Source organism: Kurthia sp. YJT4 (genome assembly GCF_030219945.1).
GTDB lineage: Bacteria > Bacillota > Bacilli > Bacillales_A > Planococcaceae > Kurthia > Kurthia gibsonii.
This window is the reverse complement of record NZ_CP126689.1, coordinates 1,616,296-1,640,758: the sequence shown is the minus strand read 5'-3', so window position 1 is coordinate 1,640,758 and position 24,463 is coordinate 1,616,296. Positions and strand designations below refer to the sequence as shown.

Annotated in this window: 27 protein-coding genes; 20 read left to right on the top strand and 7 right to left on the bottom strand. The window is 36.2% G+C overall.

The features are described from left to right. Position 1 precedes the first annotated feature (1 nt). The 10 genes from QN089_RS08070 (at position 2) to QN089_RS08025 (ending at position 8,920) form a co-directional block, all read left to right on the top strand. Positions 2-1,249: a glutamate-5-semialdehyde dehydrogenase gene (locus QN089_RS08070; RefSeq protein WP_285215041.1), complete on the top strand. Its 1,248-nt coding sequence runs from the start codon at positions 2-4 to the stop codon at positions 1,247-1,249. 107 nt (positions 1,250-1,356) lie between these two features. Next, the gene (locus tag QN089_RS08065; protein WP_087680190.1) at positions 1,357-1,803 is read left to right on the top strand and encodes an SRPBCC family protein; all 447 of its coding nucleotides are present in this window, start codon (positions 1,357-1,359) and stop codon (positions 1,801-1,803) included. A gap of 117 nt (positions 1,804-1,920) precedes the next feature. Further along, the gene (locus QN089_RS08060; protein ID WP_285215040.1) at positions 1,921-2,442 is read left to right on the top strand and encodes a tubby C-terminal domain-like protein; all 522 of its coding nucleotides are present in this window, start codon (positions 1,921-1,923) and stop codon (positions 2,440-2,442) included. A gap of 115 nt (positions 2,443-2,557) precedes the next feature. Then, positions 2,558-3,040, top strand: coding sequence for a hypothetical protein (locus QN089_RS08055; RefSeq protein WP_131004894.1), 483 nt, complete (start codon positions 2,558-2,560; stop codon positions 3,038-3,040). A gap of 170 nt (positions 3,041-3,210) precedes the next feature. Next, positions 3,211-3,618 (top strand): hypothetical protein, encoded by a 408-nt coding sequence (locus tag QN089_RS08050; RefSeq protein ID WP_409136110.1) that lies wholly within the window; start codon positions 3,211-3,213, stop codon positions 3,616-3,618. Next, positions 3,618-3,839, top strand: coding sequence for a hypothetical protein (locus QN089_RS08045; RefSeq protein ID WP_068453238.1), 222 nt, complete (start codon positions 3,618-3,620; stop codon positions 3,837-3,839). Before QN089_RS08050 ends, QN089_RS08045 begins: the two co-directional genes overlap by 1 nt. Before the next feature lie 335 nt (positions 3,840-4,174). Next, positions 4,175-5,371, top strand: a complete 1,197-nt coding sequence (locus tag QN089_RS08040; protein ID WP_285215039.1) for an IS256 family transposase — start codon at positions 4,175-4,177, stop codon at positions 5,369-5,371. Between the two features lie 103 nt (positions 5,372-5,474). After that, entirely contained in the window at positions 5,475-7,139 is a 1,665-nt protein-coding gene (locus tag QN089_RS08035) for a methyl-accepting chemotaxis protein (protein WP_285215038.1), read from the top strand. Positions 7,140-7,245: 106 nt separating this feature from the next. Beyond that, positions 7,246-8,088, top strand: a complete 843-nt coding sequence (locus QN089_RS08030; RefSeq protein WP_285215037.1) for a Cof-type HAD-IIB family hydrolase — start codon at positions 7,246-7,248, stop codon at positions 8,086-8,088. Continuing rightward, entirely contained in the window at positions 8,069-8,920 is an 852-nt protein-coding gene (locus tag QN089_RS08025) for a hypothetical protein (protein ID WP_285215036.1), read from the top strand. The genes QN089_RS08030 and QN089_RS08025 overlap by 20 nt, the downstream gene beginning before the upstream one ends. A 13-nt stretch (positions 8,921-8,933) precedes the next feature. Here QN089_RS08025 and QN089_RS08020 read toward each other — a convergent pair whose 3' ends face one another. Continuing rightward, the gene (locus QN089_RS08020; RefSeq protein WP_068453246.1) at positions 8,934-9,737 is read right to left on the bottom strand and encodes an enoyl-CoA hydratase/isomerase family protein; all 804 of its coding nucleotides are present in this window, start codon (positions 9,735-9,737) and stop codon (positions 8,934-8,936) included. 593 nt (positions 9,738-10,330) lie between these two features. On the opposite strand from QN089_RS08020, the gene QN089_RS08015 reads away from it, so the two are divergent. The 4 genes from QN089_RS08015 to QN089_RS08000 all read left to right on the top strand — a co-directional run bounded on the left by QN089_RS08015 (position 10,331) and on the right by QN089_RS08000 (position 13,458). After that, a complete protein-coding gene (locus tag QN089_RS08015) occupies positions 10,331-11,113 on the top strand; it encodes an alpha/beta hydrolase (protein ID WP_068453247.1) in 783 nt (260 codons plus the stop codon). A gap of 194 nt (positions 11,114-11,307) precedes the next feature. Continuing rightward, a complete protein-coding gene (locus QN089_RS08010) occupies positions 11,308-11,649 on the top strand; it encodes a zinc ribbon domain-containing protein YjdM (RefSeq protein WP_285215035.1) in 342 nt (113 codons plus the stop codon). Next, positions 11,646-11,957 (top strand): DUF3784 domain-containing protein, encoded by a 312-nt coding sequence (locus QN089_RS08005; protein WP_068453251.1) that lies wholly within the window; start codon positions 11,646-11,648, stop codon positions 11,955-11,957. The genes QN089_RS08010 and QN089_RS08005 overlap by 4 nt, the downstream gene beginning before the upstream one ends. A gap of 160 nt (positions 11,958-12,117) precedes the next feature. Then, positions 12,118-13,458 carry a sodium-dependent transporter gene (locus QN089_RS08000; protein WP_068453253.1) on the top strand — a complete coding sequence of 447 codons (1,341 nt, stop codon included), beginning with the start codon at positions 12,118-12,120 and terminating at the stop codon, positions 13,456-13,458. 522 nt (positions 13,459-13,980) lie between these two features. On the opposite strand, the gene QN089_RS07995 is transcribed toward QN089_RS08000, so the two are convergent. Then, complete coding sequence (locus tag QN089_RS07995) at positions 13,981-14,448, bottom strand: hypothetical protein (RefSeq protein ID WP_068453255.1); 468 nt, start codon at positions 14,446-14,448, stop codon at positions 13,981-13,983. Positions 14,449-14,570: 122 nt separating this feature from the next. Here QN089_RS07995 and QN089_RS07990 point away from each other — a divergent pair, with 122 nt between their 5' ends. Both QN089_RS07990 and QN089_RS07985 read left to right on the top strand, forming a co-directional pair. Beyond that, positions 14,571-15,713: an exonuclease SbcCD subunit D gene (locus QN089_RS07990; RefSeq protein ID WP_285215034.1), complete on the top strand. Its 1,143-nt coding sequence runs from the start codon at positions 14,571-14,573 to the stop codon at positions 15,711-15,713. Further along, positions 15,713-18,784 (top strand): AAA family ATPase, encoded by a 3,072-nt coding sequence (locus QN089_RS07985; protein WP_285215033.1) that lies wholly within the window; start codon positions 15,713-15,715, stop codon positions 18,782-18,784. Before QN089_RS07990 ends, QN089_RS07985 begins: the two co-directional genes overlap by 1 nt. Positions 18,785-18,841: 57 nt before the next feature. Here the strand turns inward: QN089_RS07985 and QN089_RS07980 are convergent, their stop codons facing one another. Continuing rightward, positions 18,842-19,069: a hypothetical protein gene (locus QN089_RS07980; protein ID WP_068453261.1), complete on the bottom strand. Its 228-nt coding sequence runs from the start codon at positions 19,067-19,069 to the stop codon at positions 18,842-18,844. Between the two features lie 112 nt (positions 19,070-19,181). On the opposite strand from QN089_RS07980, the gene QN089_RS07975 reads away from it, so the two are divergent. Further along, positions 19,182-19,427 (top strand): hypothetical protein, encoded by a 246-nt coding sequence (locus QN089_RS07975; RefSeq protein WP_082701406.1) that lies wholly within the window; start codon positions 19,182-19,184, stop codon positions 19,425-19,427. Positions 19,428-19,535: 108 nt separating this feature from the next. On the opposite strand, the gene QN089_RS07970 is transcribed toward QN089_RS07975, so the two are convergent. Continuing rightward, a complete protein-coding gene (locus tag QN089_RS07970) occupies positions 19,536-20,264 on the bottom strand; it encodes a MerR family transcriptional regulator (protein WP_285215032.1) in 729 nt (242 codons plus the stop codon). 149 nt (positions 20,265-20,413) lie between these two features. Between QN089_RS07970 and QN089_RS07965 the strand changes: the two genes are divergently transcribed. Beyond that, the gene (locus QN089_RS07965; RefSeq protein ID WP_068453265.1) at positions 20,414-21,052 is read left to right on the top strand and encodes a DUF1269 domain-containing protein; all 639 of its coding nucleotides are present in this window, start codon (positions 20,414-20,416) and stop codon (positions 21,050-21,052) included. Between the two features lie 43 nt (positions 21,053-21,095). Here QN089_RS07965 and QN089_RS07960 read toward each other — a convergent pair whose 3' ends face one another. The 3 genes from QN089_RS07960 to QN089_RS07950 are packed head-to-tail and all read right to left on the bottom strand — an operon-like array spanning position 21,096 to position 23,171. Next, positions 21,096-21,815 carry a metallophosphoesterase gene (locus tag QN089_RS07960; protein WP_285215031.1) on the bottom strand — a complete coding sequence of 240 codons (720 nt, stop codon included), beginning with the start codon at positions 21,813-21,815 and terminating at the stop codon, positions 21,096-21,098. Positions 21,816-21,872: 57 nt separating this feature from the next. After that, positions 21,873-22,358, bottom strand: a complete 486-nt coding sequence (locus QN089_RS07955; protein WP_285215030.1) for a DUF1572 family protein — start codon at positions 22,356-22,358, stop codon at positions 21,873-21,875. Between the two features lie 42 nt (positions 22,359-22,400). Then, a complete protein-coding gene (locus tag QN089_RS07950; protein WP_285215029.1) occupies positions 22,401-23,171 on the bottom strand; it encodes a sulfite exporter TauE/SafE family protein in 771 nt (256 codons plus the stop codon). 94 nt (positions 23,172-23,265) lie between these two features. Between QN089_RS07950 and QN089_RS07945 the strand changes: the two genes are divergently transcribed. Then, positions 23,266-24,054 carry a TrmB family transcriptional regulator gene (locus QN089_RS07945; protein WP_285215028.1) on the top strand — a complete coding sequence of 263 codons (789 nt, stop codon included), beginning with the start codon at positions 23,266-23,268 and terminating at the stop codon, positions 24,052-24,054. A gap of 116 nt (positions 24,055-24,170) precedes the next feature. Further along, positions 24,171-24,434, top strand: a complete 264-nt coding sequence (locus tag QN089_RS07940; RefSeq protein ID WP_285215027.1) for a hypothetical protein — start codon at positions 24,171-24,173, stop codon at positions 24,432-24,434. The last annotated feature ends 29 nt before the right edge of the window (positions 24,435-24,463 follow it).

Genomic DNA, 24,463 nt, shown 5'->3' with positions numbered 1-24,463 from the left:
GATGTCAGAGGTAATTGAAAAAGGAAAACGTGCAAAAGTAGCGAGCTTTACGATGATGGAGCGTACAACAGAAGAAAAAAACGCTGCATTATGTGCGATTGCAGCACAATTATTACAAGATGAGGCACATATTTTACAAGAAAACGAGCGCGATCTAATAGAAGGAAAAGAAAAAGGGATTGATTCGGCTGTCCTAGATCGTATTATGTTAAATCACGACCGTCTCGTTGCTATTCATGATGCTTTATTACAAGTAGTAGAATTACAAGATCCGATTGGTGAAATACTTGAGGTGATTGATAAAGAAAATGGATTACATATCGAAAAACGTCGTGTACCTTTAGGGGTTGTCGGTATGATTTATGAAGCGCGTCCTAATGTAACAGTGGATGCCGCAGCCTTAACATTGAAAACAGGAAATGCAGTTATCTTAAGAGGAAGTTCAAGCGCAAAATATTCAAATCAAGTATTAGTAGAAAGTATTCACCGCGCTTTAGAAAAAACAACGATTCCACAAGATGCAGTCTTATTAATAGAAGATACAAGTCGTCAAACAGCGAGTGAACTTTTTACAATGAAAGAATACTTAGATGTTTTAATTCCACGTGGTAGTAAAGCGTTAATTGATATAGTTGTAGCGAATTCAACTGTTCCTGTATTAGAAACAGGCGCAGGGAACTGCCATATTTATATTGATGAAGTTGCAAATCCACAGATGGCTACACAGATTGTACTTAACGCAAAAACACAGCGTACATCGGTATGTAATGCGGCAGAAAGTTTATTAATTCACCGAAAATATGTAGAAATACATGGTGAAGAATTAATTCAGGCATTGCTGGATGCAGATGTTACATTATACGGTGATGAAGCAATTTGTAACATGGATTCACGTATTTATTCTGCCACAGATGAAGATTATGCCACTGAATATTTAGCGATGTCACTAAGTATAAAAACAGTAGACTCGGTAGATGAGGCTATTCAGCACATTCAAAAGTATGGAACAAAGCATTCAGAAGCTATTGTTACGGAATTACAAGATAATGCAAAGAGATTTCAACAGTTAGTGGATGCTGCAGCTGTTTATCATAATGCCTCGACACGTTTTACAGATGGTTTTGAGTTTGGCTACGGGGCTGAAATTGGTATTAGTACACAAAAGTTACACGCAAGAGGACCTATGGGGCTACCAGCTCTAACTTCTGAGAAATATTATATAGATGGAGCAGGGCAAATTCGTCAATAATTCAAACAAATATGCCCATCGTTTGTAATTTTAAGCAAGCTTGTTATAATAAAGTGAACACTAGCATAGCTAGATTTATTCGTAAAGATAGGAAAGTAGGGATTTAGATGGCAACAGCAACACACACAACAACTGTAAAAGCAGGACAACAACAAGTATGGGCATTTGTAAGTGATATGGAGAAGTGGGCAAAGTTAGTGCCTGGCTACCGCAATCACGAAATGATCAATGAAAAGCAGTCGAAATGGATTTTCGCTGGGAATGTAGGCGTGTTAAAAAAATCAGTTGAAGTGCAAATAGATATTACAAACTGGGAAGAACCATCTAAAATTTCATTTGATTTAACAGGTCTAACAGATAAATTTACAGGTTCAGGCTACTTTACAGCAAAAGAAATCGATGCACAAAATACAGAGATGTCAGGATTTTTAGAAATTAAAGCAGGTGGTATTGCAGCACCTGTGTTAAATCCAATTTTTTCAGCTGTATTACCAAAAGCAACATCAATGCTAACAGAACGCGTAGCTAATAAAATTCAATCTGAAGCAAAATAATTCATACACCATAAATTGAGAACTGCACCTTTTAATGACGGGTGCAGTTTTTAGTTTGATTTCTCTATTTAATTCCCGTATGGTAAAGGAATGAACAGTGAAATAAGGAGCAGATTTATGCAAGCATACTATTGTGAAATTCCAGCACATTTACAACATACAGAAAAAGAAGCAATTATTTGTGACGAACAACAAGTCGGAACGATTCAACGTGTTTATTCAAATGGTTTAAAAAAAGTAATTGATCGCATGTTTGATCAAAAATATTTTGTTCAAATTGACACAAAAATTGAAGGTTTTGCACCTGTAACATGTAAAAAAATTCAACGTAAAGGTAAAATTTATTACGATGCCATCGAGGAAGGGCAACCACTTTATCGAATTGCTTATATCGGTTGGAAAGAGTTGATTCCAGATTTGATGATTTCAAATAAAAAAGAACAGATGACATTGGAGATGAATCGAGAAGGTTGGTCGCCATTTCTTTATAATGAAAAAACAATTGCTCGTTGGCGTGCAGATTATATAGAAGAAAAAGATACATTCCGAATTACATTTGAGATGTTAGAGGACAGTCCATTTCAAAATCCAGCTCTCTTTCTATCAATTGCACAAGCCGCTCTTTTTATTGGCGCTTAATTATGGCAAAAACATGAATTTTTCATGTTTCTAACGAAAAAAGTGGTTTTCTATCATGCAAGATTCTGTAAGCTAGTCTATAATGAAGGGGTATTCTGAAATTAAGGGTTAGGAAGTGTTGGTCATTAAAAAGTTAATCCCATTCGCTATTATTATTTTACTCGTATTAAGCGTTCTATATGTGATTTTCTCTGGGAAATCAGAAAAAACAATGGAAGTACCAAGCGGTAAAGAATTCATTTCTGTACAGGTTCAAACCATTGAAAACAATAAAGAAGTGAAGTCAAAAACAGTTACATTAACAGACAAAGAAAAAATGGATGAGATTTTACGTGCAGTAGACGGTCTAAAAACAAAACAAAGTACAATTACGAATACAGAAAAAGAAATCAAAGACGTTGATTCGTATTTCTTCTACTTTGAAAACAAAAAAGAACGTGATCCACGTAAACCATTCCCTTATAGCTTCTTTATTACAGAAAAAGGCTACATTTACTACACACATAATGCAATCAATAGTCTAGATACACCACAACGTACAGTTGAAGCGCATCCAGATGTATTGAAAAAGCTAAAAGAAATTACAGGTGTACAATAAACTTTAACGATAAAAGAGTTTCAGCACATAAAATGCTGAGACTCTTTTTAGTATTTATAAGAAAAAGTTGGAAAGTAGCTTTCATGTTTAATAGAAGGAAAATAGAGTAAGGGTAGCATGTAAAAGCTGTTCTATGCTATGCTATGAATGGTTTTAAGGGGGGAAATGAATTGAAAATAATGAGAGAATTAATTGCCTATATTTTAGTCCTTGTATTACTATGTATGGATTTCTTTAGTAATTGGCATATTTGGACGGTTGTTCCAAAAACAGTGATGATTATTGTGTTTATTATTGGAATTATCATCTGTTTCACACCGACAAAGAAATTAAATTTAGAACAAAACTTTTGGTTACAAGTACGGGTTATTGCAGCCATTCTTATTTTAATTTTTGTCCTACCATTATTTGGAGGACATTCAGAGCTTGGTTTATCCGTAACGCAGCCGTTCTTTATTATTATTTTAGCTTTAAGTGCACTTCAACTTCGTATGCAATGGAAACGTGTACAACAAGAAAAAGCAAAGGAAGAAGAATTAAAAAAGCAACAAGAAAAGTTGAAGGGGAAGCGTAAATAATGCATGTATATGTAGTCGATTTTGCTTGGCATGGTAATCAAACACTCTTTATCGAACTAAAAGGCACAGATTATAACCGAAAATTTGAAGGAATGGTTCGTGTTGTAGATGGAATCATTTATGGGGATTTAGTCCACCCTACGAAAAGTACTTTATCAAAAGAAGCGATTACATACATAAAAAATTATGTAAGCGAGCAAATTTCAGCGAAAAAATTTTAATCTTAAAAAAAGCAGGAATTTATTTCCTGCTTTTTTATTTTTAAATCTCTAAAATAGGTATAAATAACCATGCGAAAAGTCTCGTTGCCATGTAATATAAGTTTTATCAACAAATATTTTATATGCAGATGGGGGAAAAAAATTGTCTATACAAAAAAAATTAAGTTTAGGCTATATTACATTGTTGGTTTTAATGATTATTATGATGGTATTTACATATAATCGATTGAGAGTATAAAATATTTTGTGTAAATAGAAAATTCCATGTAAAAAGGAAGACCCTTTCTTGGTAGAATTAAGTCACCACAACCAATCCTAGAAAAGAGGTCTTCCCTATGAATCAGTTTACAACAGAAATTGTCGATGCACTAGTCAAAAAACAAGATATTACCGAGGTTTTTCGTTCGCACTTGGAAATGGCGATCAACTCGCTACTGGCGACAGAGCTGACGGAATTTTTGGATTATGAAAAATACGATCGTATCGGGTTCAACTCAGGCAATTCTCGCAATGGGTCTTATTCGCGTACACTTCACACGGAGTACGGCGATTTAACGCTTCAAATCCCGCGTGATCGCAACGGTGAGTTCAAGCAACAGACAGTGGCACCGTATAAGCGCTCGAACGATACGCTGGAAGAAACCGTGATTCACCTGTTCAAAAAAGGAATTACGATGGCGGAAATTGCGCAATTAATCGAGAAAATGTATGGGCATCACTATACGCCTCAAACGATTTCGAATATGACAAAGGCTGTTTCAGAAACGGTAGAAGCCTTTAATAACCGTCCGTTGCACAATCGTTACGTAGTCGTGTATTTAGACGCGACCTATATTGCCGTGCGTCGTGATACGGTGTCAAAAGAGGCGGTCTATATTGCGGTCGGCATTCGTGAAGACGGCTCGAAAGAAGTGCTTGGTTATACGATTGCCCCAACGGAATCTGCTTACAACTGGCAGGAGCTATTAGAAGAGCTGACGGACCGTGGTGTAAAAGACGTGCTGTTATTCGTATCAGACGGCTTAAAAGGCATGGCAGACGCTGTGTTCAACGTGTTTCCAAAGGCAAAATATCAGGTGTGCCTTGTCCATGTGGCGCGCAATATCATGCATAAAGTACGCGTAGAAGATCGCAAGGAAGTATGCGAGGATTTTAAAACGATTCACCAAGCAAAGGACGCCGAAGCAGCGAAAGAAGCGCTCGAGACGTTCTGCGAAAAATGGGGCAAATCGTATATAAAGGTCGCACAAGGCGTACGAGAAAACCCGTATTTACTGACGTTTTACAGCTTTCCAAAGGCGATTTGGCGAAGTATCTACTCGACGAATTTAATCGAGTCGTTTAATAAACAAATCAAGAAATACACGAAGCGCAAGGAACAGTTCCCGAGTGAAGAATCGTTGGAACGCTTTTTAGTGACGCAGTTCGAGGACTATAATCAACGTTTCGCCACACGCTGCCACATTGGCTTCAATCAGGCCCGTGCGGAGCTAGAAGAGATGTTTGAGCAGCTGCACGAACCGGCAAACTAAACCGGAACGCGCCAGCGCGAAATTTGAGTGTGTAGGAAAGGGCTAGCCCTTTCCTACACACTCAAATCAACACTTCGAACAAGTACAATTGAATACACAGGTGATGAGCTACCTTGAATGGGTGAATGGTCATTTACACAAAATTATTGACAGTACCAATCGATTAGATGCAATTGAAAAAAGTTTTGAAGATGAAGTAGAAGGAAGTTTTGATAATATTAACTTAGTAACTGATGTAAAATATTTGATTGCGATGCAAGGGATTCAACTTCGTGATTATGTTCTGACAAAGTCAGATACAGCGAAAATTTCTTTAGAAAGCGTCCGTGACGAAACGACAGCTCAAGTACAAAAATTACAAAAAATCACAAAAGATGATTCAGATATTAAGAAAAGCGTGGAGTCGATTACAGCGCATGATCAAGAATTTAATGATGTCAGTGTTAGTTTAATTAAAGCAGTAGATGATAATTCAAATGAATCAGCTATTTTTACTGAGTTGAATAAAGCAAAATCAATTAATATTAGTGTTATGGAATCAGTTAAACAAATTGAGAAAAAAGAGCGTGCGACATTAGAACATGCAAAATCAGATTTACAACGTACGGCGATGATTTCAAAAATATTATCGATTATTGTTGGGATTTTAAGTGCCATTGTAGCTGTTTTCTTCATTCTTTATATTAAACGTTCAGTCGTAAATCCAATTCTAAGAACAGTTAAAAATGTAAAAGTATTAGCTACTGGAAATTACACAGAGGTGGATTTAAAAGTAAATACAAAAGATGAAATCCAAGAATTAGCAGATTCAATTAATGAAATGAAACATAATACGAAAAGTTTAGTGCAAGGTATTTCGGATAGTGCCGCGCAATTAAGTGCTTCAATTGAAGAATTATCTGCAAGTACACATGAAGTATCAAAAGCAGCAGAAGAAGTAAGTTCACAAGTAGAACTAACAGCATCTGCAGCAACAGACTCAGCAGCGAATGCGCAAGATAGTGCAGAAGCGATGCACGAGACAGCAGTTGGTGTACAGCGTATTGCGCAGTCATCTCAACAATTATTTGACCATGCAAAAGAAGCAAATGCTTTAGCGATTAACGGAGCAGATATTTTAAAAGTAGCTAAAAACCAGATGGATACAATTGCAAGTTCTACAAATCAAACGAATGAATTAATTCATCGTTTAGCAGAACAAACAAGTCAAATCCAAAGCATGTCAAAAGTTATTACAGATATTACAGAACAAACGAATTTACTTGCACTCAATGCCGCGATTGAAGCAGCTCGTGCTGGTGAACATGGCAAAGGGTTTGCAGTAGTGGCAGAAGAAGTGCGTAAACTAGCAGAAGAATCGAAAAGATCGGCAAGTCAGATTGTTCAATTAACTGCGACAATCCAAGAAGATACAGAAGTAGTAGCAGAGTCTGTACAAACAGGATTAAAGAATGTAAAAGAAGGTGTTTACATTATTGAGAATGCAAGTACAGCATTTGGCAGTATTGAACAAAGCGTAGGTCAAATGACGACGCAATTAGAAGATGTGACAGCAACGTCAGAGGAATTATCTGCTGGAACAGAAGAAGTAACAGCTTCTGTATCTGAAATTGCTTCACATGCAAGTGGTGCGGTAACAGCAACAGCAAGTATTACAGCAGCAGCAGAAGAACAAACTGCTACACTACAAGAAATTAATAGCGTTGTAGCAGAAATTTCTTCACAAGCGATTGAATTGCATGAATTAACACAATCGTTTAAAGTATAGAAATAACGATTAGTAAAGAAGGAGAAGGGGTTGCTTAGAGGGCAATTCCTTCTTTTCAATTAGAAGTTTAAATAGATATGATAAAATAGAGTATGAGGTGAATTCAATGGATATTCGCTTAATTGCCATTGACTTAGATGGAACATTATTAAATTCTGAATTGCAAATTACACATCACACAATTGACGTATTAAACCGCGTACCGTCCAATGTGGAAGTGGTTATTTGTACAGGAAGGACGATTGCAGAATTACCAGAAGAACTACAATATATACCGAATATACGTTATATCATTACATCGAATGGTGCAGCAGTTTGGAACCGTCAAACAAAAGAAAAGCTATCTGAATGTGCGCTTACATCAACAGAAGCTATTACCTTAATGAAAGGTTTTCAACAATTTGACGTACGTATGGAAGTTTTTATGCTAGGAAGAATCTTAGTAGAACCTTATTATTACGAACATTTTGAAGCATATGGTGGTAGTCAGCATACAGACTTTTTAAAAAAGACACGTACACCGAAAGAAAATGTTGTGCAATACGTAGAAGAATTATGTGAACCTGTTGAAAAATTTAATTTATTTTTTAAACATGAACATGAACGTTATACAGCAATTCAACAATGTATTGAAGCAGGATATCAAGTGACAACTTCTTTTGCGCATAATGTAGAAGTGAATGCGATGTGTGCAAGTAAGGGGCGCGCACTACAAACACTTGCGGAAATACTTGGTATTCACCAGCAGTATATTGCAGCAATTGGTGATCAAATCAATGATTTATCGATGTTTGACTATGCAAACTATCCGATTGCGATGGGGAATGCAGTAGATGAGGTGAAGCGTGTTGCCGTAGTTGAAACACTAACAAATATTGAAGATGGTGTAGCCGCTGCAATAGAGAAGTATATTATTAAAGGGGAAAAAAATGAACGTTTATTCTTTTAGTGGACCGAGTGGTACAGGAAAAAGTTCTTTTGCACTTGAGTTAGCACATCAATTAGGGGTAGATGCAATTATTGATGATGGTTTATTCATTATGAATGGTTGTCGAAAAGCGGGAACCTCAGCGAAGTTTGAAAAAAGTGCATTTAAAGCAGTGAAACGTGCGATTTTTTCCGATGATGCACATGTAGAAGAAGTGCGAGTAGCTTTACAGGAAGTACAACCAGAAAAACTCATGATTATTGGCACATCGGATCGTATGACAATCAGAATTGCAGAGCGTTTAGGCGTAGGGGAGATTGAACACTTCTATCATATCGACGAATACCGTACATCGAAACAAATGAAAATGGCGAAGTTTATACGAAAAACAGAAGGAAAGCATATTATGCCTGTTCCGTTCGTTGAAGTGCAACAAAATTTCTTTAAACGGTTAGTGATGAAAGGGTTTGAAATTTTCTCAACGAAAAAAGAAAAAATCGGTGAAACAACGATTGTTCAGCCTGATTTTCATGAAGATTTACTGGTTTATAAAACAAAAGACTTTACACAATGCATACGTCAAGTATGTGAAGATTCTCCATATATTATGGATGTAACAAAATTACAATTCACGCTATATCCACTACCAATTGCGAAATTAGTACTTGTTTATTCAAGTGATGAGACAGAGCGTATGGATGAAAAATTATACATGTTACAACAGCAAATTAATCAAGCTTTTGACGAACAATTTGAAATTGAGTTTGACACGATTGATCTTCAAGTCGAGCATTTAGCTTCGCAAAAAAAGCCATTAAAAATAAAAAAACAAGCTGCAGTAGTTGAACACTAGAGCAGCTTGTTTTTTATTGTTCTTCTATTTTACGTGTAAATCTAGCAGGACGTTTTTCGACAAAAGCACGTACACCCTCTGGGAAGTCATGTGAATCAACAAATGGTGTTGAGCCTGTCCATAGACTTGGAGCAGAATCCACACACTCTTGTACCGATTGTTTGACTGCAAGTAGAGAAGCTGGAGACATAGAAGCAACGAGCTTCCCAATTCGAATCGCATAACGGTCTAAATCTTTTTCCGCTACTAAATAATTAAGTAAACCAAGTCGATCGGCTTCTTCTGCTTTAAGCATACGCCCTGTATACACTAAATCTTTCGTCATAGATGGTCCAATTAATTGAACAAGTCGTTGGGCAAACTGATTATTCAATGTAATACCTAACTTCCCAACAGGAATACCTAACTTAGCTTGATCGCTACCGATACGTAAATCACATGCAAGTGCTAATTCCAGTCCAGCACCCATTGCGGGTCCATTGATAACGGCAATTGTCGGAATGGCTAATCGCTCGATTGTTGAAATCGTTTTTTCCATGTGAACAAAAGCTTGTTCAGCTTCTTCTAAAGAGATGGAATTGAACTCTTTAATATCCGATCCAGCTGTAAATTGATTCCCTGATCCACGAATTAATAATACTTTATTCTTTGGATTTTTAAGTACTTGTAGCGCAATTAAACGTAGCTCATTCCACATATTTGCGGTTAATGCATTTTTAGCTTGTGGTCGATGGATTGTAATAATCGCAAGTCCAGCAGTTTCTTGATAAACAATTTTTGCATCTTCTTTTTCTAATCTTGTTGTTGAAACTTTCATGTTGTACTCCCCCTTTGTGTATCCAATATAACTATTATAGTACAGATTTTACTTTTAGAGAACTGATCTATAAAAACGATGCATGAAAAGATCTATGATAAATCTTAATAGGGGCTATAAAAAATGTTCGTGTATCATTTAGGGAAGCAAAGGAATCTCATACACATTTACCTTTTTCGAGAAGATTTGTTTTTTAGAATAAAAATAGGTGTTATGATAGAAAAATACTAAAAAAAGAGTGATTTATACGTCTTATATACGTAAAATCAACGTTTAAAAGTAACAACTTATCAATGTGTTAGAGGTTTTATTTTAAAAAAACAAAGAAAAGTAAGTGAAAATAGTAGACAAAATTTAAAGTGTGTGAAAATATTCACGAACGTTGATATAACAGGATTTCTCGAGATTTCAAGACATCATACCTATTACAAAAATGCATAGAAAATAATAAGCTAATATACTGTACATTATGAAAATGTGGTGTTAGAGTGTATGTAAGTTAAAAATGTGAACAAAATTTGAGCGAACAATAAAATTAATAAATTTTTCAAAAAAGTGATTTGTTCAAATTAAGAAAAAAGGAGCCACATAAAATGAAATTACTTGCACCAAAGCCATTTACAATTGAAGGCGGAAAAAGAGCAGTCCTCCTACTTCACGGGTTTACTGGTAGTACGAAGGATGTAAAAAAATTAGGACAATTTTTAAATAAAAAGGGATATACATGTCACGCACCAATGTATCGTGGTCACGGAGTTAGCCCTGAAGAAATTCTTCGTTACGGCGCAAAATATTGGTGGGAAGACGTAACAAGCGGCTACCATCATTTAAAAAGCTTAGGCTATGAAGAAATCGCAGTAGTCGGCATTTCATTAGGTGGCGTGTTTACATTAAAAGTGGGCGCGGAATTCCCTGTTAAAGGTGTTGTATCAATGTGTGCACCAATTAAACGTCGTTCAAGTGACGGTTTATTCGAGCGTTTATACAAATACGCTGAAGTGTATAAAAAATTCGAAGGCAAAGACGAAGAAACAATTGCAAAAGAATTAAAAGAGTTAGAAAACATGGATCGCCACGCAATTATGGAAATTCAAAAAATGATTGAACATACAAGCGATGAAATCGGTGAAATCGACACTCCAACACTTGTATTACAAGGTAAACTAGATGATGCACTATACCAAGAATCAGCACCATTCATTTTTGATACAGTAGATACAACAGAAAAAGAAATCATTTGGTATCCAAACTCAGGTCACATTATCACTCTTGGTCAAGAACGCGAACAAGTATATCAAGATACATTAGAATTCTTAGATCAATTAGATTGGCAAGCATCAGCAGAAGCAACAAACTCATCTGTACAAGCACTATAGTACATAGTCAGTCATCAGAAGATTTGTTGAGAGAATAAGCTGAATTATATTTGTAATATAAAAGTGAGACATATTGTATGTCTCGCTTTTTTTATGTAAAATAGGGCGAATTTCTGACGAAAATAGCATAATTGACCTAATTAACTAAAAAATCCTTTATAATAAAAGAGAAGAAAAAAGAAAGGGTGAGGAATTTGGCAAATATCCCAAATTGTCCACAATGTCAGTCAGAGTATGCATATGAAGATGGAAATCTTTTCGTCTGCCCAGAGTGTGCGTATGAATGGACAGCTGAATCACAAAAAGAAGCAGAAGAGTCTGCGAAAACACGCGATGTCAACGGAAATGAACTACAAGACGGTGACATGGTAACAATTATAAAAGATTTAAAAGTTAAAGGTGGTTCAGGACCTTTAAAAGTTGGCACAAAAGCGAAAATTCGTTTAGTTGATGGTCCAAATGGTCATAACTTAGAAAGTAAATTTGATGGTATTGGTACACTTTATATTAAGTCTGAATATGTGAAAAAAATATGATTGTACTTTTCCTTGTTATTCTTTTATTTCTAGGATTAACGATTGTTTTTGCTCTTGGAAAAGGTGAGATGCTCATTGCAGGCTATAATACAGCTTCAAAAGAAGAAAAGGAAAAAGTGAATACTGTACGCATGTGCAAAGACTTTTCGAAAATGACAGGTGCGATTACACTATCCCTTGTCCTCTTTCTTCCGGGCGCATTATGGAATCAAGAGATCTACTTTATTTTAGGAACAGCTGGCATTATTTTAGCGACAATCATTGGATTAATTTATATGAATACAGGTAATCGCTACGAGCGAACATAATAAGGAATTGTAGAGAGGTTAGGGAATGAACTAGCCTCTTTTTTCTTTGTGTTGAAACGGTAATGAATTTATTTTTTTAACATGATAAAATAATAAGGAGAAGTTTTAAACTCGCAATCCTTTGTATTGCTGAGCTGAGTAGAGTAATGGAGGCATTTGAATGAATGAGAGAAAAGGACAGTGGTCAACAAAGTTAGGCTTTATACTGTCATCAGCAGGAGCTGCGATTGGTTTAGGCGCAATTTGGAAACTACCTTATGTAACAGGGACGAGTGGAGGAGGAGCATTCTTCTTACTGTTTGTCTTGTTTACACTGGCGATTGGTTTACCGATGTTAATTGCGGAATTTATTATTGGACGTGGTACACAGAAAGAAGCAGTATCAGCATATAAAAAGCTGGCACCGCGAACAGCATGGACATGGATTGGAAGACTAGGCGTTGTTGGTTGTTTCTTGCTTTTATCCTTCTATAGCGTCATTGGTGGTTGGATTGCCGTTTATACAGGAAAAGCATTAGTCGGTCAAATCATCACGCCATCTTTAGATGCAAGTGCTTTATTTGGAGAAGTAACGGGTTCACCGATGATGACAATTATCGGATTAATTATTTTTACATTGTTTAATGTACTTGTAGTAGGATTAGGGATTCAAAATGGTATTGAAAAAGCAAATAAAGTAATGATGCCATTACTATTTATTTTCTTTGTTATTTTAGTCGTACGTGCACTGACATTACCAGGTGCGGTGGAAGGGGTATCCTTCTTCTTAAAGCCTGATTTTTCAGCGATTACATTCCAGTCAGTTTTATATGCATTAGGACAAGCTTTCTTTGCATTAGCAGTTGGATTTTCATGTATGGTGACATATAGTTCGTATTTAAAAAAGAATGAAAGTCTACCTTATGCAGCAGGTTCAGTTGTATTAATGAATATTTTCGTATCTTTATTAGCAGGTCTTGCAATTTTCCCAGTTGTGTTTTCTTTTGGATTAAAAGCATCTGAAGGCCCAGGGCTATTATTTGTTGTATTACCAACTGTTTTTCAACAGTTACCATTTGGTGAGCTATTCTTTGCACTATTTTTATTATTATTCTTGTTTGCGACATTAACATCATCGTTTAGTTTATATGAAATTATTGTTGCAGCTCTGCAAGAAAAGTATCCGAATGCACGCAAGAAAATTACATGGTTTTTAGGTGTTATTGTAATTGTAGCGGCAATTCCAGCTGCTTTATCATCAAGCAAATTAGCTGATTTTCATGTTTTCGGTAAAACAGTCTTTGATGCCACTGACTTTTTAGTGAGTAATGTATTATTACCATTAGGAAATCTCTGTATCGCACTATTTATCATGTATAAAGTAGACAAGAACTTTACAAAACGTGAATTTTTAGCAAGTAGTCAACTATCGACAGGTTGGTATACATTATGGCGCACACTGATGTATACAGTTGTACCAATTGTGATTATCATCGTCATGTTTTTCTTAATCAAATCATAATGAAACAGGTTGGACAAAACATTTTAATTCCCTTTTTAACATTTGCAACGAAAAACTGGAATCGTGCCACAGCGCGATTCCAGTTTTTTTATGCTCATTAAGGAATTAGATTATTTGAAAGGGACAAAATTGCGCGTGAAAGGGAATCGTCGCCGATGAAAGGGACAAAACCGCGCGTGAAAGGGAATCGCCGCCGATGAAAGGGACAAAATCGCGCGCGAAAGGGAATCGTCGCCGATGAAAGGGACAAAATCGCGCGCGAAAGGGAATCGTCGCCGATGAAAGGGACAAAACTGCGCGCGAAAGGGAATCATCGCCGTTTAAAGGGAAACAGGGCATTATTAGCTTTCCGTTTAGAGAAGCGTGCGTGCTGTTAATTCGTACAATAAGATCAACCTTTTTTCTTAGAAAAAAGGTTGGATAACATTTACAACAAAAAACTGAAGCCGCACTACAGTGCGATTCCAGTTTTTATGCTCATACGAAAGGTTGTTCTTACGCGTATATCCCATTCTATTTGTATTAATTCATCTCTAATTGATTTAATAGATTCGTTAATTTATTTAAACTTTGCTTTAATTCTTCGCGTTGTTTTGGTCGCTTATTCGTTGCAACATCGACAACTGCTTCAATTTTTTCGTTATTTTTTAAATAGATTTGGTACGTCACATAGCCTACGTGATTTTTGAATAATTTTTCGATTTTTTCTGCATCGAGTTGTACATGATCGCGTGTTTTTTCAAATACGATGGTTTCATCTGCTGTTGCTTCAATGCGTTCTACGTCTTGTAAGTTGAACTGATGATTGTGAATGCGACTAATAAATTCATTATCTGTTGTAACGTAAAAATCAAGGTTTCCATTTTGATGATAGAAAGCCAACTTAATATTTGATACAGGTTTTGCTGTTTGGTCTGCACGTTTAATAATGAAGAACACAAGCAAAATAAGCAAAATTAAAGCCGAAAGAGCAAAAATGAATATGTACATAGAAAAAACCTCCATTATTCGTAATCTTTTACTTAGTATATAATAAAAAGAGAAAGAGATGTACAAAAAAATGCACAAACTACATGATAAACTAAATAAAAATAAAAAAAGGAGTGTTTTCTTTGAAAATTTTACACACAGCTGATTGGCATTTAGGTAAAACTGTGCAAGGAACATCCATGTTAGAAGATCAAAAATATATATTACAACAATTCCTTCGAGTAGTTGATGAACAACAACCCGATGCGATTATAATCGCAGGAGATTTATATGACCGTTCCGTACCGCCTGTAATAGCAGTTCAACTATTAGATGATGTCTTTGAGGAGATTGTAAAGAATCGTGAAATTCCTCTTTTAGCAATCGCAGGGAACCACGATAGTACGAGTCGTGTTGATTTTGGCTCGACTTTATTTAAAGAAAGTGGCTTATATGTAAAAGGAAAACTAGCAAAAGAAATGACACCCATTCGTTTAGAAGATGAACATGGAACTGTTGATTTTTATCTGATTCCATTTGCTGACCCACAAGAAGTTCGCTATGTATTTGAAAAAGAGGATGTACATACGAATCAGCAAGCAATGGAAACAATTATGGAAGCAATTCAGCCTACAACAAATCGTTCAGTTTGCATCGCCCATGCTTTCGTTACAAAGAATGGTGAACAACAGGAGAATCCAGATGAAGGAGAGCGCCCATTATCAATTGGTGGTTCAGAATGTATTGATGCGAGTTTATTTGAAAAATTCAACTATACGGCACTGGGTCACTTACATCAAGCGCATTTTGTTGCCCATGAAAAAATACGCTATAGTGGTTCACCGCTTAAATATAGTGTATCTGAAGCAACCCATCAAAAAGGTGTTCTCATGCTGGAGTTAGACGCTAAAGGGAATGTAGCGATTGAAAAGATTCCTTTAGAACCGATTCGTGACTTACGACGAATCGAAGGATTTATGGAAGATTTATTAAAGTTAGCTGCAAGTGAAGATTATGTGTATGTGACATTACTAGATGAAGCACCAATTCTTTCACCAATGGAGAAAATTCGTACGGTCTTTCCGAATGCGATGCATATTGAACGCCCTATTATAAAAGGGGCATTAGAAGTAGCACCTGTTGAAAATAAGCGAGCGATGGATACGGAAACCTTATTCCATTCCTTCTACACTGAAATTACAGGTTCAGAGCCGAATGAAGCGATGACTCAGTTATTTCAAGAATTAGTAGAAGAAGAACTGCGTAAAGAAAGAGAGGCAGAATAATGAAGCCAATTCGTTTAAGTATGACTGCATTTGGTCCATATAAAGAGAAAGAAACTATTGATTTTACGAAACTACAAGGTAATCAAATTTTCGTCATTTCAGGTGCGACAGGCGCAGGGAAAACAACGATTTTTGATGGGATTTGTTTTGCACTCTATGGAAGTGTAAGTGGTGAAGAGCGTGAAAATGCGAAAACACATCGTAGTAATTTTGCGGCAGATGATACGCATACAGCGATTGAATTAGTGTTTGAAATGAAGGGGAAGACTTATCGTATTTTACGCCAATTAGCCCATGTAAAAGCAGGAAATAAGACAGCTACAGGTGAGAAAACGGAATTTGTTGAGATAACAGATGAGGGTGAGATTCCTGTACTTGATTCGCATCGTGTACGTGATTTGAACGATCGTTTAGAGGAGATTATTGGCTTAACAAAAGAACAATTTAAACAGATTGTTATGTTACCGCAAGGGGAATTTCGTAAACTATTAACGTCCGATTCACGCAATAAGGAGCAAATCCTGCGTAAAATCTTTAAAACAGAACATTTTGAAGAAATGACAAAACGCTTAAAAGATAAAAAAACAGAAGCTGAAAAGCAATTACTTGCGTTAGAAACAGAGCGTGCAACATTTATTCGTCAAATAAAAGAAACATTACCAGAAGCGGATCGCCCACTATTTCATGTATTTGCAAAAGAGTATCAATCATCTGTACAAATCATTGAAGGGTTACAACATGAACAAGTGTACTATGAGGCAGAAGAAAAGAAAGTACAAACCGTTCATGCAGAGAAACAACAGCTATTTACAGAGAAACAACAGATGGTACATGCGGCAGAGCAGTTTAACCTAACATTAGAGGAATATCAAAAAGTAGCAGCGAAGTATAAAGAGCTTTTACAACGCGAAGCGGAAATAGAGTCGATTCAACAGCAGTTGAAACAAGCGGAGCGAGCAGAGCATATTATTCCGTATGAGCAAGCTTTTCGTGAACAACGAAAACGAACGGAACAATTAACAGAGCGTGTTGCGTTTGCAAAACAACAATTACAACAAGCGATTGAAAAAAGAAATGTAGCAAAAGAAGCACAGGCGAATATAGAACAGCAATTGCCTCTTTATGAAAAACAAAAAGAACAATTACGTGAATGGCAACGTATTTTACCATTTTACGAAGCGGTTAATCAATTAGAACAGCAGTATAAAGAACAGCAACATCAATTAGCGAAAGCAACAACAAACAAAGAACAATATGATATCCAATTACAACAAGCAATCACGCGAGTAAAGCAAGCAGAGGAACAGTATGATGTATTGATGAAGCAGTTGATTGACGAAACAGCTTACTACGAACAGTTAACACAGCTAAAGCAAGTAGAACAACTATTATCTGCACAGCGAGAGCAGCGCCATAAACTAAAAGAGTTAACAACACAACATGACATGGCCAGTACGCAGTTACAAGAGCAAAATACAAAACTACATCAAGTAGAAGAACAATGGCTTGCTAATCAAGCGTATGTCTTAGCAGAACAACTAGTTGTAGGCGAAATTTGTCCCGTATGTGGAAATACAGTGAAAGAAAAGATACAACAAACACAAACAGGGAAAATCACGAAAGAAATCGTTGAACAAGCTAAAATAACACAACAACAAGCAGAGCAAAAAGCACGTCAGATTCAAACACAAGTAGATATTTTAAATAGCGATATGCAAAAAACGGCGGAGGCATTACAACAAGTAACGGTTGCATATGATGAAGCAACAAATGTTGAAACAATTCAAAAACTTGAACAAACTCTTAATAAGAATAACCAACAAAAAATACAGGCGCAGGAATTACAACAACAGTTCACGCAATTCCGCAAACAAGTGGAGCAATTACGTGAACAACAGCAAGTATGTTTACAACAAGTAAATCAATTCCAAATGACCGTTCATACAACAGAGCTACAATTACAGGACAAAAAGCAACAATTACCCGTGGCATTTGCGACGAAACAACAAGTTGATGAAGCGATTCATGAAATTACACAGCAAGTAGCGCTATATGAGCAACAAACAAAACAAGTTAATGAAGCATATGAAGTAGCGATGCAACAACATACAACGCAAGAAGCAAATGTGCAAAATATGAAGCAACAGCATGTAGAAGCACAGGAGCAGCTATCACAATTGCAACAACAACTACAAGAAAAAGTATTAGCAGCAGGCTTCCAAGACGGAAAAGAATATACAGCCGCACGTTTAGAAACAGCTCAAATGAATGCACTTCAAGAACGAATTACACAGTATGAAAAAGAACGCTATGCGACGGAAGAATATTTAGAAAAACAACAACATTTAGCACAGGCAGAGAAGAAGAATGTTGAGGTGCTAAAAGAAGAACTACTTACTATAAAAGAACAAGTCGATTTATACGTGAAGCAACTTCATCAAATTGAAAGCTATCGCCAATCTATTACTCGCTTTATTCGTTATTTAGAACAGGCGCAAGAGAAGTCAGCGCAATTAGAAGAACGAGCAAGTCAAATTATTCAACTATATGACTTAATGGCGGGGAAAAATGCACAAAAAATTTCGTTTGAGCGTTATTTGCAAATTGAATATTTAGAGCAAATTATACAAGCGGCGAATGAACGATTAGTGCCATTAACCAATGGACAGTATCGCCTGCTTCGTAGTGAGCGCGTCGATTCGAATGGTAAGCAATCTGGTTTGAGTTTAGATGTATATGATGCTTATACAGGTCAAGAACGTGATGTTAAAACATTATCAGGTGGCGAACAATTTAATGCATCTCTTTGTTTAGCACTAGGTATGAGTGATATCATTCAAAGTTTCCGAGGGAATGTCCAAATGGATACGATGTTTGTAGATGAAGGCTTTGGTACATTAGATGAAGAAGCACTTTCAAAAGCAATTGATACATTAGTCGATTTACAAAAAACGGGGCGTATGATTGGGATTATTTCGCACGTTGCAGAATTAAAAGAAACGGTTCCAGCCACACTTGAAGTTCGTAAGACAAAAGAAGGATACAGTCATACAACGTGGAATATAAAATAGCCATTTAATATACTGTATACAAAAAGAATCGCTCAATGAGTGGGCGATTCTTTTATATTAAGCATCAAATATATTGTTTGGTTGTACTACTTCACGTGCAATGGCAATCGCGCCATTTTTACGTAAATGAAGAATCGCTTCATCACTTGCATTTAAAATCTTATCGATGTAGTAATCTTGTTTCGCAGGATCGATGCCCATTCCTTTAAACTCATCTCGAAATGCATACGTATAGACACTTTTTTCTTGTTCTGTTAATTGAATATCGTTCTTTGAACCTTCCATAATCTAACATCCTTTTGTATAATAGAGTTAGTTTTATTATAACGTGTTCTGAATCATAGTGAAACTTAATTGCGAGTCGTTCGTATAAAATAGAAAAAGGGTGTGATTCAATATGATGTGGGTAATGATTATTATCGTGGCTTGTGTAGCAATCGGTAGTGATGTCTATGTCAAGCGTTTAAAATTTAAAGAACGCACAATGAAAATAGAGCAGCAAATGCTTGATAAACAGTTAAAGCTGGAGCATGTAAAGAATGAAAACTTTAAACTTGAAACAGAGCGTTTACGTTTAGAGTTACAACAAGATTTACAAAAATCACCATCAAAAACAGAACTACTTGGTTTAAAAGAAGATTGAATTTTCATGAGAAAGAGACTGTAAGTGTAAAAATATAGCAGAAGAAAAACTGGAATCGCGCTGTGGCGTGGTTCCAGTTTTTTCGTTGCGAACGCTAAAAAAGTTTGTTTATTTAAATTGTTGCATCGCTTCACTCATAAATTGTGTTAACCCTTCACCATACACATCAATCTGTGACTTAAAACGAGGGTCTTGTACATACAGCTGACCTAAACCGCGAAAGGCCTCTTTTGAATAGTTCCCAAAATATTGATTTAAAAAGTAATAGAACTCTTTCATCGCTTGTTGAACAGTCGGAGAGTCAACAGCTTCATGGCGAATCGCTGCTAGGCGCGTCCATTGTTGTTGCCACTTTTCTTGTAAGGCTTCATCATTGAATTGTGCAATCTGTTCTTTGGATTGATTGACTGCTTCGTCTCCCCATTTTTCACGTGCTTCTTGTTCATATGTATTCTTTTTAAAATCTAATCCATTAAATTTTTCTTCATTTGTCATGTGAATACCTCCTTCTTTTGCTTCAATCGTTTGCTGAATGGTTTGCGCCATACGTTCAAACTGTTTTATTTTTTCATCTACTAATTGTTTTTGAAAATATAAAGCTTCGAGCTGATTGTACGCGTCTTGTGTCATCATCTGTTGAATTTGTTTGAGTGAAAATCCAAGTGTTCGAAAAAATAAAATTTGTTGTAATCGATCAACAGCTTCATCGTTATAAAGTCGATAACCTGCATCATTTTCAGTTGTAGGTGGCAATAAACCAATTGCGTCGTAGTGATGAAGAGTACGAACAGATACACTGACTAAGTCAGCTAATTGTTTGATTTTATAAATTATCATCATCTCCTTTCTAAAACCACTATAAAGTCTAACGTAACGTAAAAGTCAATATATATATCGAAAGTGACGTGTATTTTTGGTATGAAAGGGTATAAAAGGAGAGAGTTGTAAGAAAACTCGGTTAATATAAAAAGCGAGGAGAGAGTAGAGTGGAAAATATTGTTGTTAGTTATAATAAGGTAGAGAGTGAAGCATATCAAACATTTACACAATTAAAGCAACGTGAAGGTGTTATTGGGAGTACAACGATTTCCAATGCAATTTTAATTAAGCGCAATGGTGTACAGCTTCAAACATTAGATGATTATATGACATCGAATGAAAATGCATTAAAAGGTAGCTTAATTGGTACTTTGATTGGTATTTTAGGAGGTCCAATTGGCATGTTGCTCGGTTTAGGAGTAGGTGCAATTGTTGGCTCGATTTCAGAAATGGATGAGATGGAAACGGACTCATCATTAATTGGGGCGATGACATCACGTTTAGAAGATGGAGATGTAGCCATTATCGCGCTCGTACAAGAAACAGATGAAAAGTTCTTAGATGAACTACTAAATGAGCATGAAACACGTATTGTTCGATATGATGCAGCTTTAATAACTGAAGAAGTTGAACATGCACAACAATTACAAAAAGATATGGAAAAGCAAACACGTCAAAAATTATCAGCAGAGCGTTCAGAAGAGCGTAAAGCAAAGGTAGCTGCGTATAAAGAAAAAATTAAGAGTCAATTTGAACATTTAAAGAAAAATAAAAAGCATAAAGATGATTCACAGTCAGAAGCATAAAAGAAAAGCAAGTGTCGTTAATTTTCATGACACTTGCTTTTTATTATGAAAATTTTGGTGTTTTGACTTCAAATACTTGTTGAATTTGTCCATGTTCATCGAGTAACAAACCATTCAACTGTCCACCGAATACAGCGCCACCGTCAATCCCTATGTAGCTTTTTTGTTCATTCATCCAAATAGAATGCTTTTCAGCCTCATGTATGTAATGCGTTGGTGTATGGCCAAATACATTCACATAGGGCGTTTGATTTTGCTTTTTAAAATGTTCTCGAATCCAGATGAATTCATCTTCTGTTGTATGTTGTAAATCTGCAAAGTCACTATTAAAGCCTGCATGCGTGAATAACACTTTTCCAAATATAAGAAAGTAACGACTATTTCGTAAAAATGTAATCTCTTTTGCATAATGTTCTTTTAAGTAATCGGCAACCTGCGCACGCGACCAATTCGTAAAATCGACTGAAATAAGTGATTGTAATGTCACGTCGCCGCCATTACGTAAAAAGCGTTCGGGCTTTTCTTTTAAATCAATATAATCTAAAAACATCTGATCATGATTTCCTCGAATAAGACGTACATTATATTGTGTTGAAAGTTCATATGCTTTTTCTAATACATGACGTGAACCCATACCACGGTCCATTAAATCCCCTAAAAGAATGAGTGGCATTTTGTGATCCCATTTTTTAAGTAGTGTTTCAAAAGCATCATCCATCCCATGAATATCACTCATTACAAAACATGTCTTCAATTCTGTCATCCCCTTTTGTGAAAATAGAAGAAAATGAGGCTACAAGAACCTCATTTTCATAATTGTTTATTTTTTCTTTGGAATCGATTGTGTTTGCCAATCTTCCTGTAATTGCATTTTTGCAACATACATCATTTGCGCGATATGCCCAGCATAATGCACAAGTTGTGTCATTAAAGCAGCCATCGCGGGTGTTTCTTTCCCTTTTACCGAAACCATTTGGAGTAAGTCTTCTTGTGAAAGTGCATGAACAGTTTCGTAAAAAATCGCCCATGCGTCATCCCATTCTTGCATAAGTTCTTCTTTTGAAAGTCTGTGATGAGTGAATTCTGCATCCCGATCACGCGACGGTTTTTCACCGTCTGTTGTGAGGAAATCAGTACTACGTGAACGCATATTACCAGCGATATGTTGAACGAGTACAGCGATACTGTTTGACTCTGAATCAGGTGCGAAATACAATTGTTCTTCTGTTAATTGCACAAGTGTACCGTCACCTTGTTTTTTAATTTTATCCATTTCTTGTAATATTGCTTTTAAAAAAATACTCATGTTGACCAGCTCCTTATGATGTCAGTATAACAAAACTTCCGTTTATTTGAAAAAGTAATCATATGTATTTTTAGCTAATAATACGACGGTTACAATAATGAAAAGAACACGAACATAGCCAGAGCCTTGACGAATAGCAAATCGAGAACCAACAATCGCACCGAATACTTGAGCAATCGCCATTGGAATACCGTAAGCATAATTAATTTGACCGAGAAAAGCGAACATGAACAGTGCAGCAAGGTTACTCCCGAAGTTCATCAGTTTTGCATTGCCAGCAGCTTTTAAGAAGTCATGCCCCATCGTTAAAAAGGCGAAGATTAAGAAAGAACCAGTCCCAGGACCTAAAAACCCATCATAATAACCAATTAAAAATAAGATGATGACGAATGTAAACATTTTTTGTTTGGAATGTTGCGCGATTTTTTCCATCGTGCCCCAATCTTTTTTGAAAATGGTGTAAACAAGAACGAGCGCCAACATGATAAGCATTAAAGGTTTTAAAAGTTCAGGATTCATTAAGTGGACGGAGAAAGCACCGAGTAGTCCACCAAAGAATGTAAGAGGGAAGTATTGTAATCCGGCTTTAATGTCGAGCTTCCCGGAACGATAGAATGTAATGGTAGAAGTTAGAGAACCGACCATGCCAGCGAGTTTATTCGTCGCGACAGAAGTAGCAGGACTTAATCCTAAATACATGAGAGCAGGTAAACCGATTAAACCACCACCGCCAACAACTGAGTCGATAAAGGCAGCGGCGAAACCTGCGATGAGTAGCATAAGTAGTAGTTGTGGATCTAAATCAAATGGCATAAGAATAAGTCCTTTCGTTAGTTACTATCACAATAGTAACTAATTATGGTATACTTGTAAATAAAGAATTCAGAAAAAAGAGAGGAGTGGCAATATGCAGAGAATTATTGAGATTTTAAAGCAAAGAGGTTATACAGAATACGAATCGAAAGCGTATTTAGCGCTCATTCAAAATGGCGATGTGACGGCGTATCAAATTAGTAAAGATTCAGGAATTCCACGCGCGCGTATCTATGATGTGTTGAATAGTCTTGTTGAAAAAGGAATCGTATCAAAACAAGAAGCAACGGATAAAGTCCGTTATCAAGCATTGCCTGTCGAGGTATTTTTACAAAAGACAGCAACAAGTTGGCAACATGAATTTACACAACTATCGGATACACTAAAAGAATTGGAAGAAAAAAAGCAACAAGAAAAACCGACCGTTCTTCATTTACAAGAAGAAGAAGCGATTCTCAGTTACTGTCGTACGTTAATTGGACAAGCAAAGGAGAAAATTTTAATTTCGATGTGGGATGATGTTTACGAGTTATTACGTCCTGTATTAGAAGAAACAGCGAAAAAAGTAACGGTGCATGGCATTACACTACATGTAGAGAATGGTTTACCGACAGTTGACCGTCACCGCGCAACCTATTTTACAGAGAAGCCAACAGCGAGTCGCTGGTTTATCGTGTCGGTTGATAGTACACATATGATTTATGGCCCTTCACTAAAAGAACGACCACTTGCCTTTTATACAGATGACCCTATACACATTCGTTTATTAGAAGATTATATATGGCATGATGTCCTCGTAAACCGTTTAGTACACCGTAGTCAAGATACACTAGAAGATTGGGTGAAAGAACAGCGCGCAGCATTTTTCCTACAAGGATACTGAACACGTAGAAAATTTGCCTCTATAAAAAAATGGTATATTAATAACAATAATACCTATTAATGGTATTATAGTGAGGTATTAAAATACGCGTTCTTTTTGAAAGGGGATTGCCATCCATGAAGGGTACATATGGTAAAAAATCGTGTTCAAAGATTCTTTTGTTACTTTCTATTTTGAGTGTTTTCATAATATTAAGTGCTTGTAGTAATAAGCTAGGTGAAGTAAAACAAGTCGATGTGTATAAAATGGAGAGTTTTGATCAAGTTCAAAAAAATTCTGTCGTTACGTTTAAATCAGATGAAGAAATAAAAGCGTTTGAACAGGCTTTTACGCATTTACAAAAGCAAAAGGGAAAAGTCGATATAATGGACCCTGAATAGAAAAAAGAGCCTGAAAAGACTCTTTTTAT

Excerpts from the sequence above, each read along its gene's own strand:
- QN089_RS08070 (WP_285215041.1), top strand. The coding sequence starts at position 2 with ATGTCAGAGGTAATTGAAAAAGGAAAACGTGCAAAAGTAGCGAGCTTT.
- QN089_RS08065 (WP_087680190.1), top strand. The coding sequence starts at position 1,357 with ATGGCAACAGCAACACACACAACAACTGTAAAAGCAGGACAACAACAA.
- QN089_RS08060 (WP_285215040.1), top strand. The coding sequence starts at position 1,921 with ATGCAAGCATACTATTGTGAAATTCCAGCACATTTACAACATACAGAA.
- QN089_RS08045 (WP_068453238.1), top strand. The coding sequence starts at position 3,618 with ATGCATGTATATGTAGTCGATTTTGCTTGGCATGGTAATCAAACACTC.
- QN089_RS08040 (WP_285215039.1), top strand. The coding sequence starts at position 4,175 with ATGAATCAGTTTACAACAGAAATTGTCGATGCACTAGTCAAAAAACAA.
- QN089_RS08035 (WP_285215038.1), top strand. The coding sequence starts at position 5,475 with ATGAGCTACCTTGAATGGGTGAATGGTCATTTACACAAAATTATTGAC.
- QN089_RS08030 (WP_285215037.1), top strand. The coding sequence starts at position 7,246 with ATGGATATTCGCTTAATTGCCATTGACTTAGATGGAACATTATTAAAT.
- QN089_RS08025 (WP_285215036.1), top strand. The coding sequence starts at position 8,069 with ATGAACGTTTATTCTTTTAGTGGACCGAGTGGTACAGGAAAAAGTTCT.
- QN089_RS08020 (WP_068453246.1), bottom strand. The coding sequence starts at position 9,737 with ATGAAAGTTTCAACAACAAGATTAGAAAAAGAAGATGCAAAAATTGTT.
- QN089_RS08015 (WP_068453247.1), top strand. The coding sequence starts at position 10,331 with ATGAAATTACTTGCACCAAAGCCATTTACAATTGAAGGCGGAAAAAGA.
- QN089_RS08005 (WP_068453251.1), top strand. The coding sequence starts at position 11,646 with ATGATTGTACTTTTCCTTGTTATTCTTTTATTTCTAGGATTAACGATT.
- QN089_RS08000 (WP_068453253.1), top strand. The coding sequence starts at position 12,118 with ATGAATGAGAGAAAAGGACAGTGGTCAACAAAGTTAGGCTTTATACTG.
- QN089_RS07995 (WP_068453255.1), bottom strand. The coding sequence starts at position 14,448 with ATGTACATATTCATTTTTGCTCTTTCGGCTTTAATTTTGCTTATTTTG.
- QN089_RS07985 (WP_285215033.1), top strand. The coding sequence starts at position 15,713 with ATGAAGCCAATTCGTTTAAGTATGACTGCATTTGGTCCATATAAAGAG.
- QN089_RS07980 (WP_068453261.1), bottom strand. The coding sequence starts at position 19,069 with ATGGAAGGTTCAAAGAACGATATTCAATTAACAGAACAAGAAAAAAGT.
- QN089_RS07975 (WP_082701406.1), top strand. The coding sequence starts at position 19,182 with ATGATGTGGGTAATGATTATTATCGTGGCTTGTGTAGCAATCGGTAGT.
- QN089_RS07970 (WP_285215032.1), bottom strand. The coding sequence starts at position 20,264 with ATGATAATTTATAAAATCAAACAATTAGCTGACTTAGTCAGTGTATCT.
- QN089_RS07960 (WP_285215031.1), bottom strand. The coding sequence starts at position 21,815 with ATGACAGAATTGAAGACATGTTTTGTAATGAGTGATATTCATGGGATG.
- QN089_RS07955 (WP_285215030.1), bottom strand. The coding sequence starts at position 22,358 with ATGAGTATTTTTTTAAAAGCAATATTACAAGAAATGGATAAAATTAAA.
- QN089_RS07950 (WP_285215029.1), bottom strand. The coding sequence starts at position 23,171 with ATGCCATTTGATTTAGATCCACAACTACTACTTATGCTACTCATCGCA.
- QN089_RS07945 (WP_285215028.1), top strand. The coding sequence starts at position 23,266 with ATGCAGAGAATTATTGAGATTTTAAAGCAAAGAGGTTATACAGAATAC.
- QN089_RS07940 (WP_285215027.1), top strand. The coding sequence starts at position 24,171 with ATGAAGGGTACATATGGTAAAAAATCGTGTTCAAAGATTCTTTTGTTA.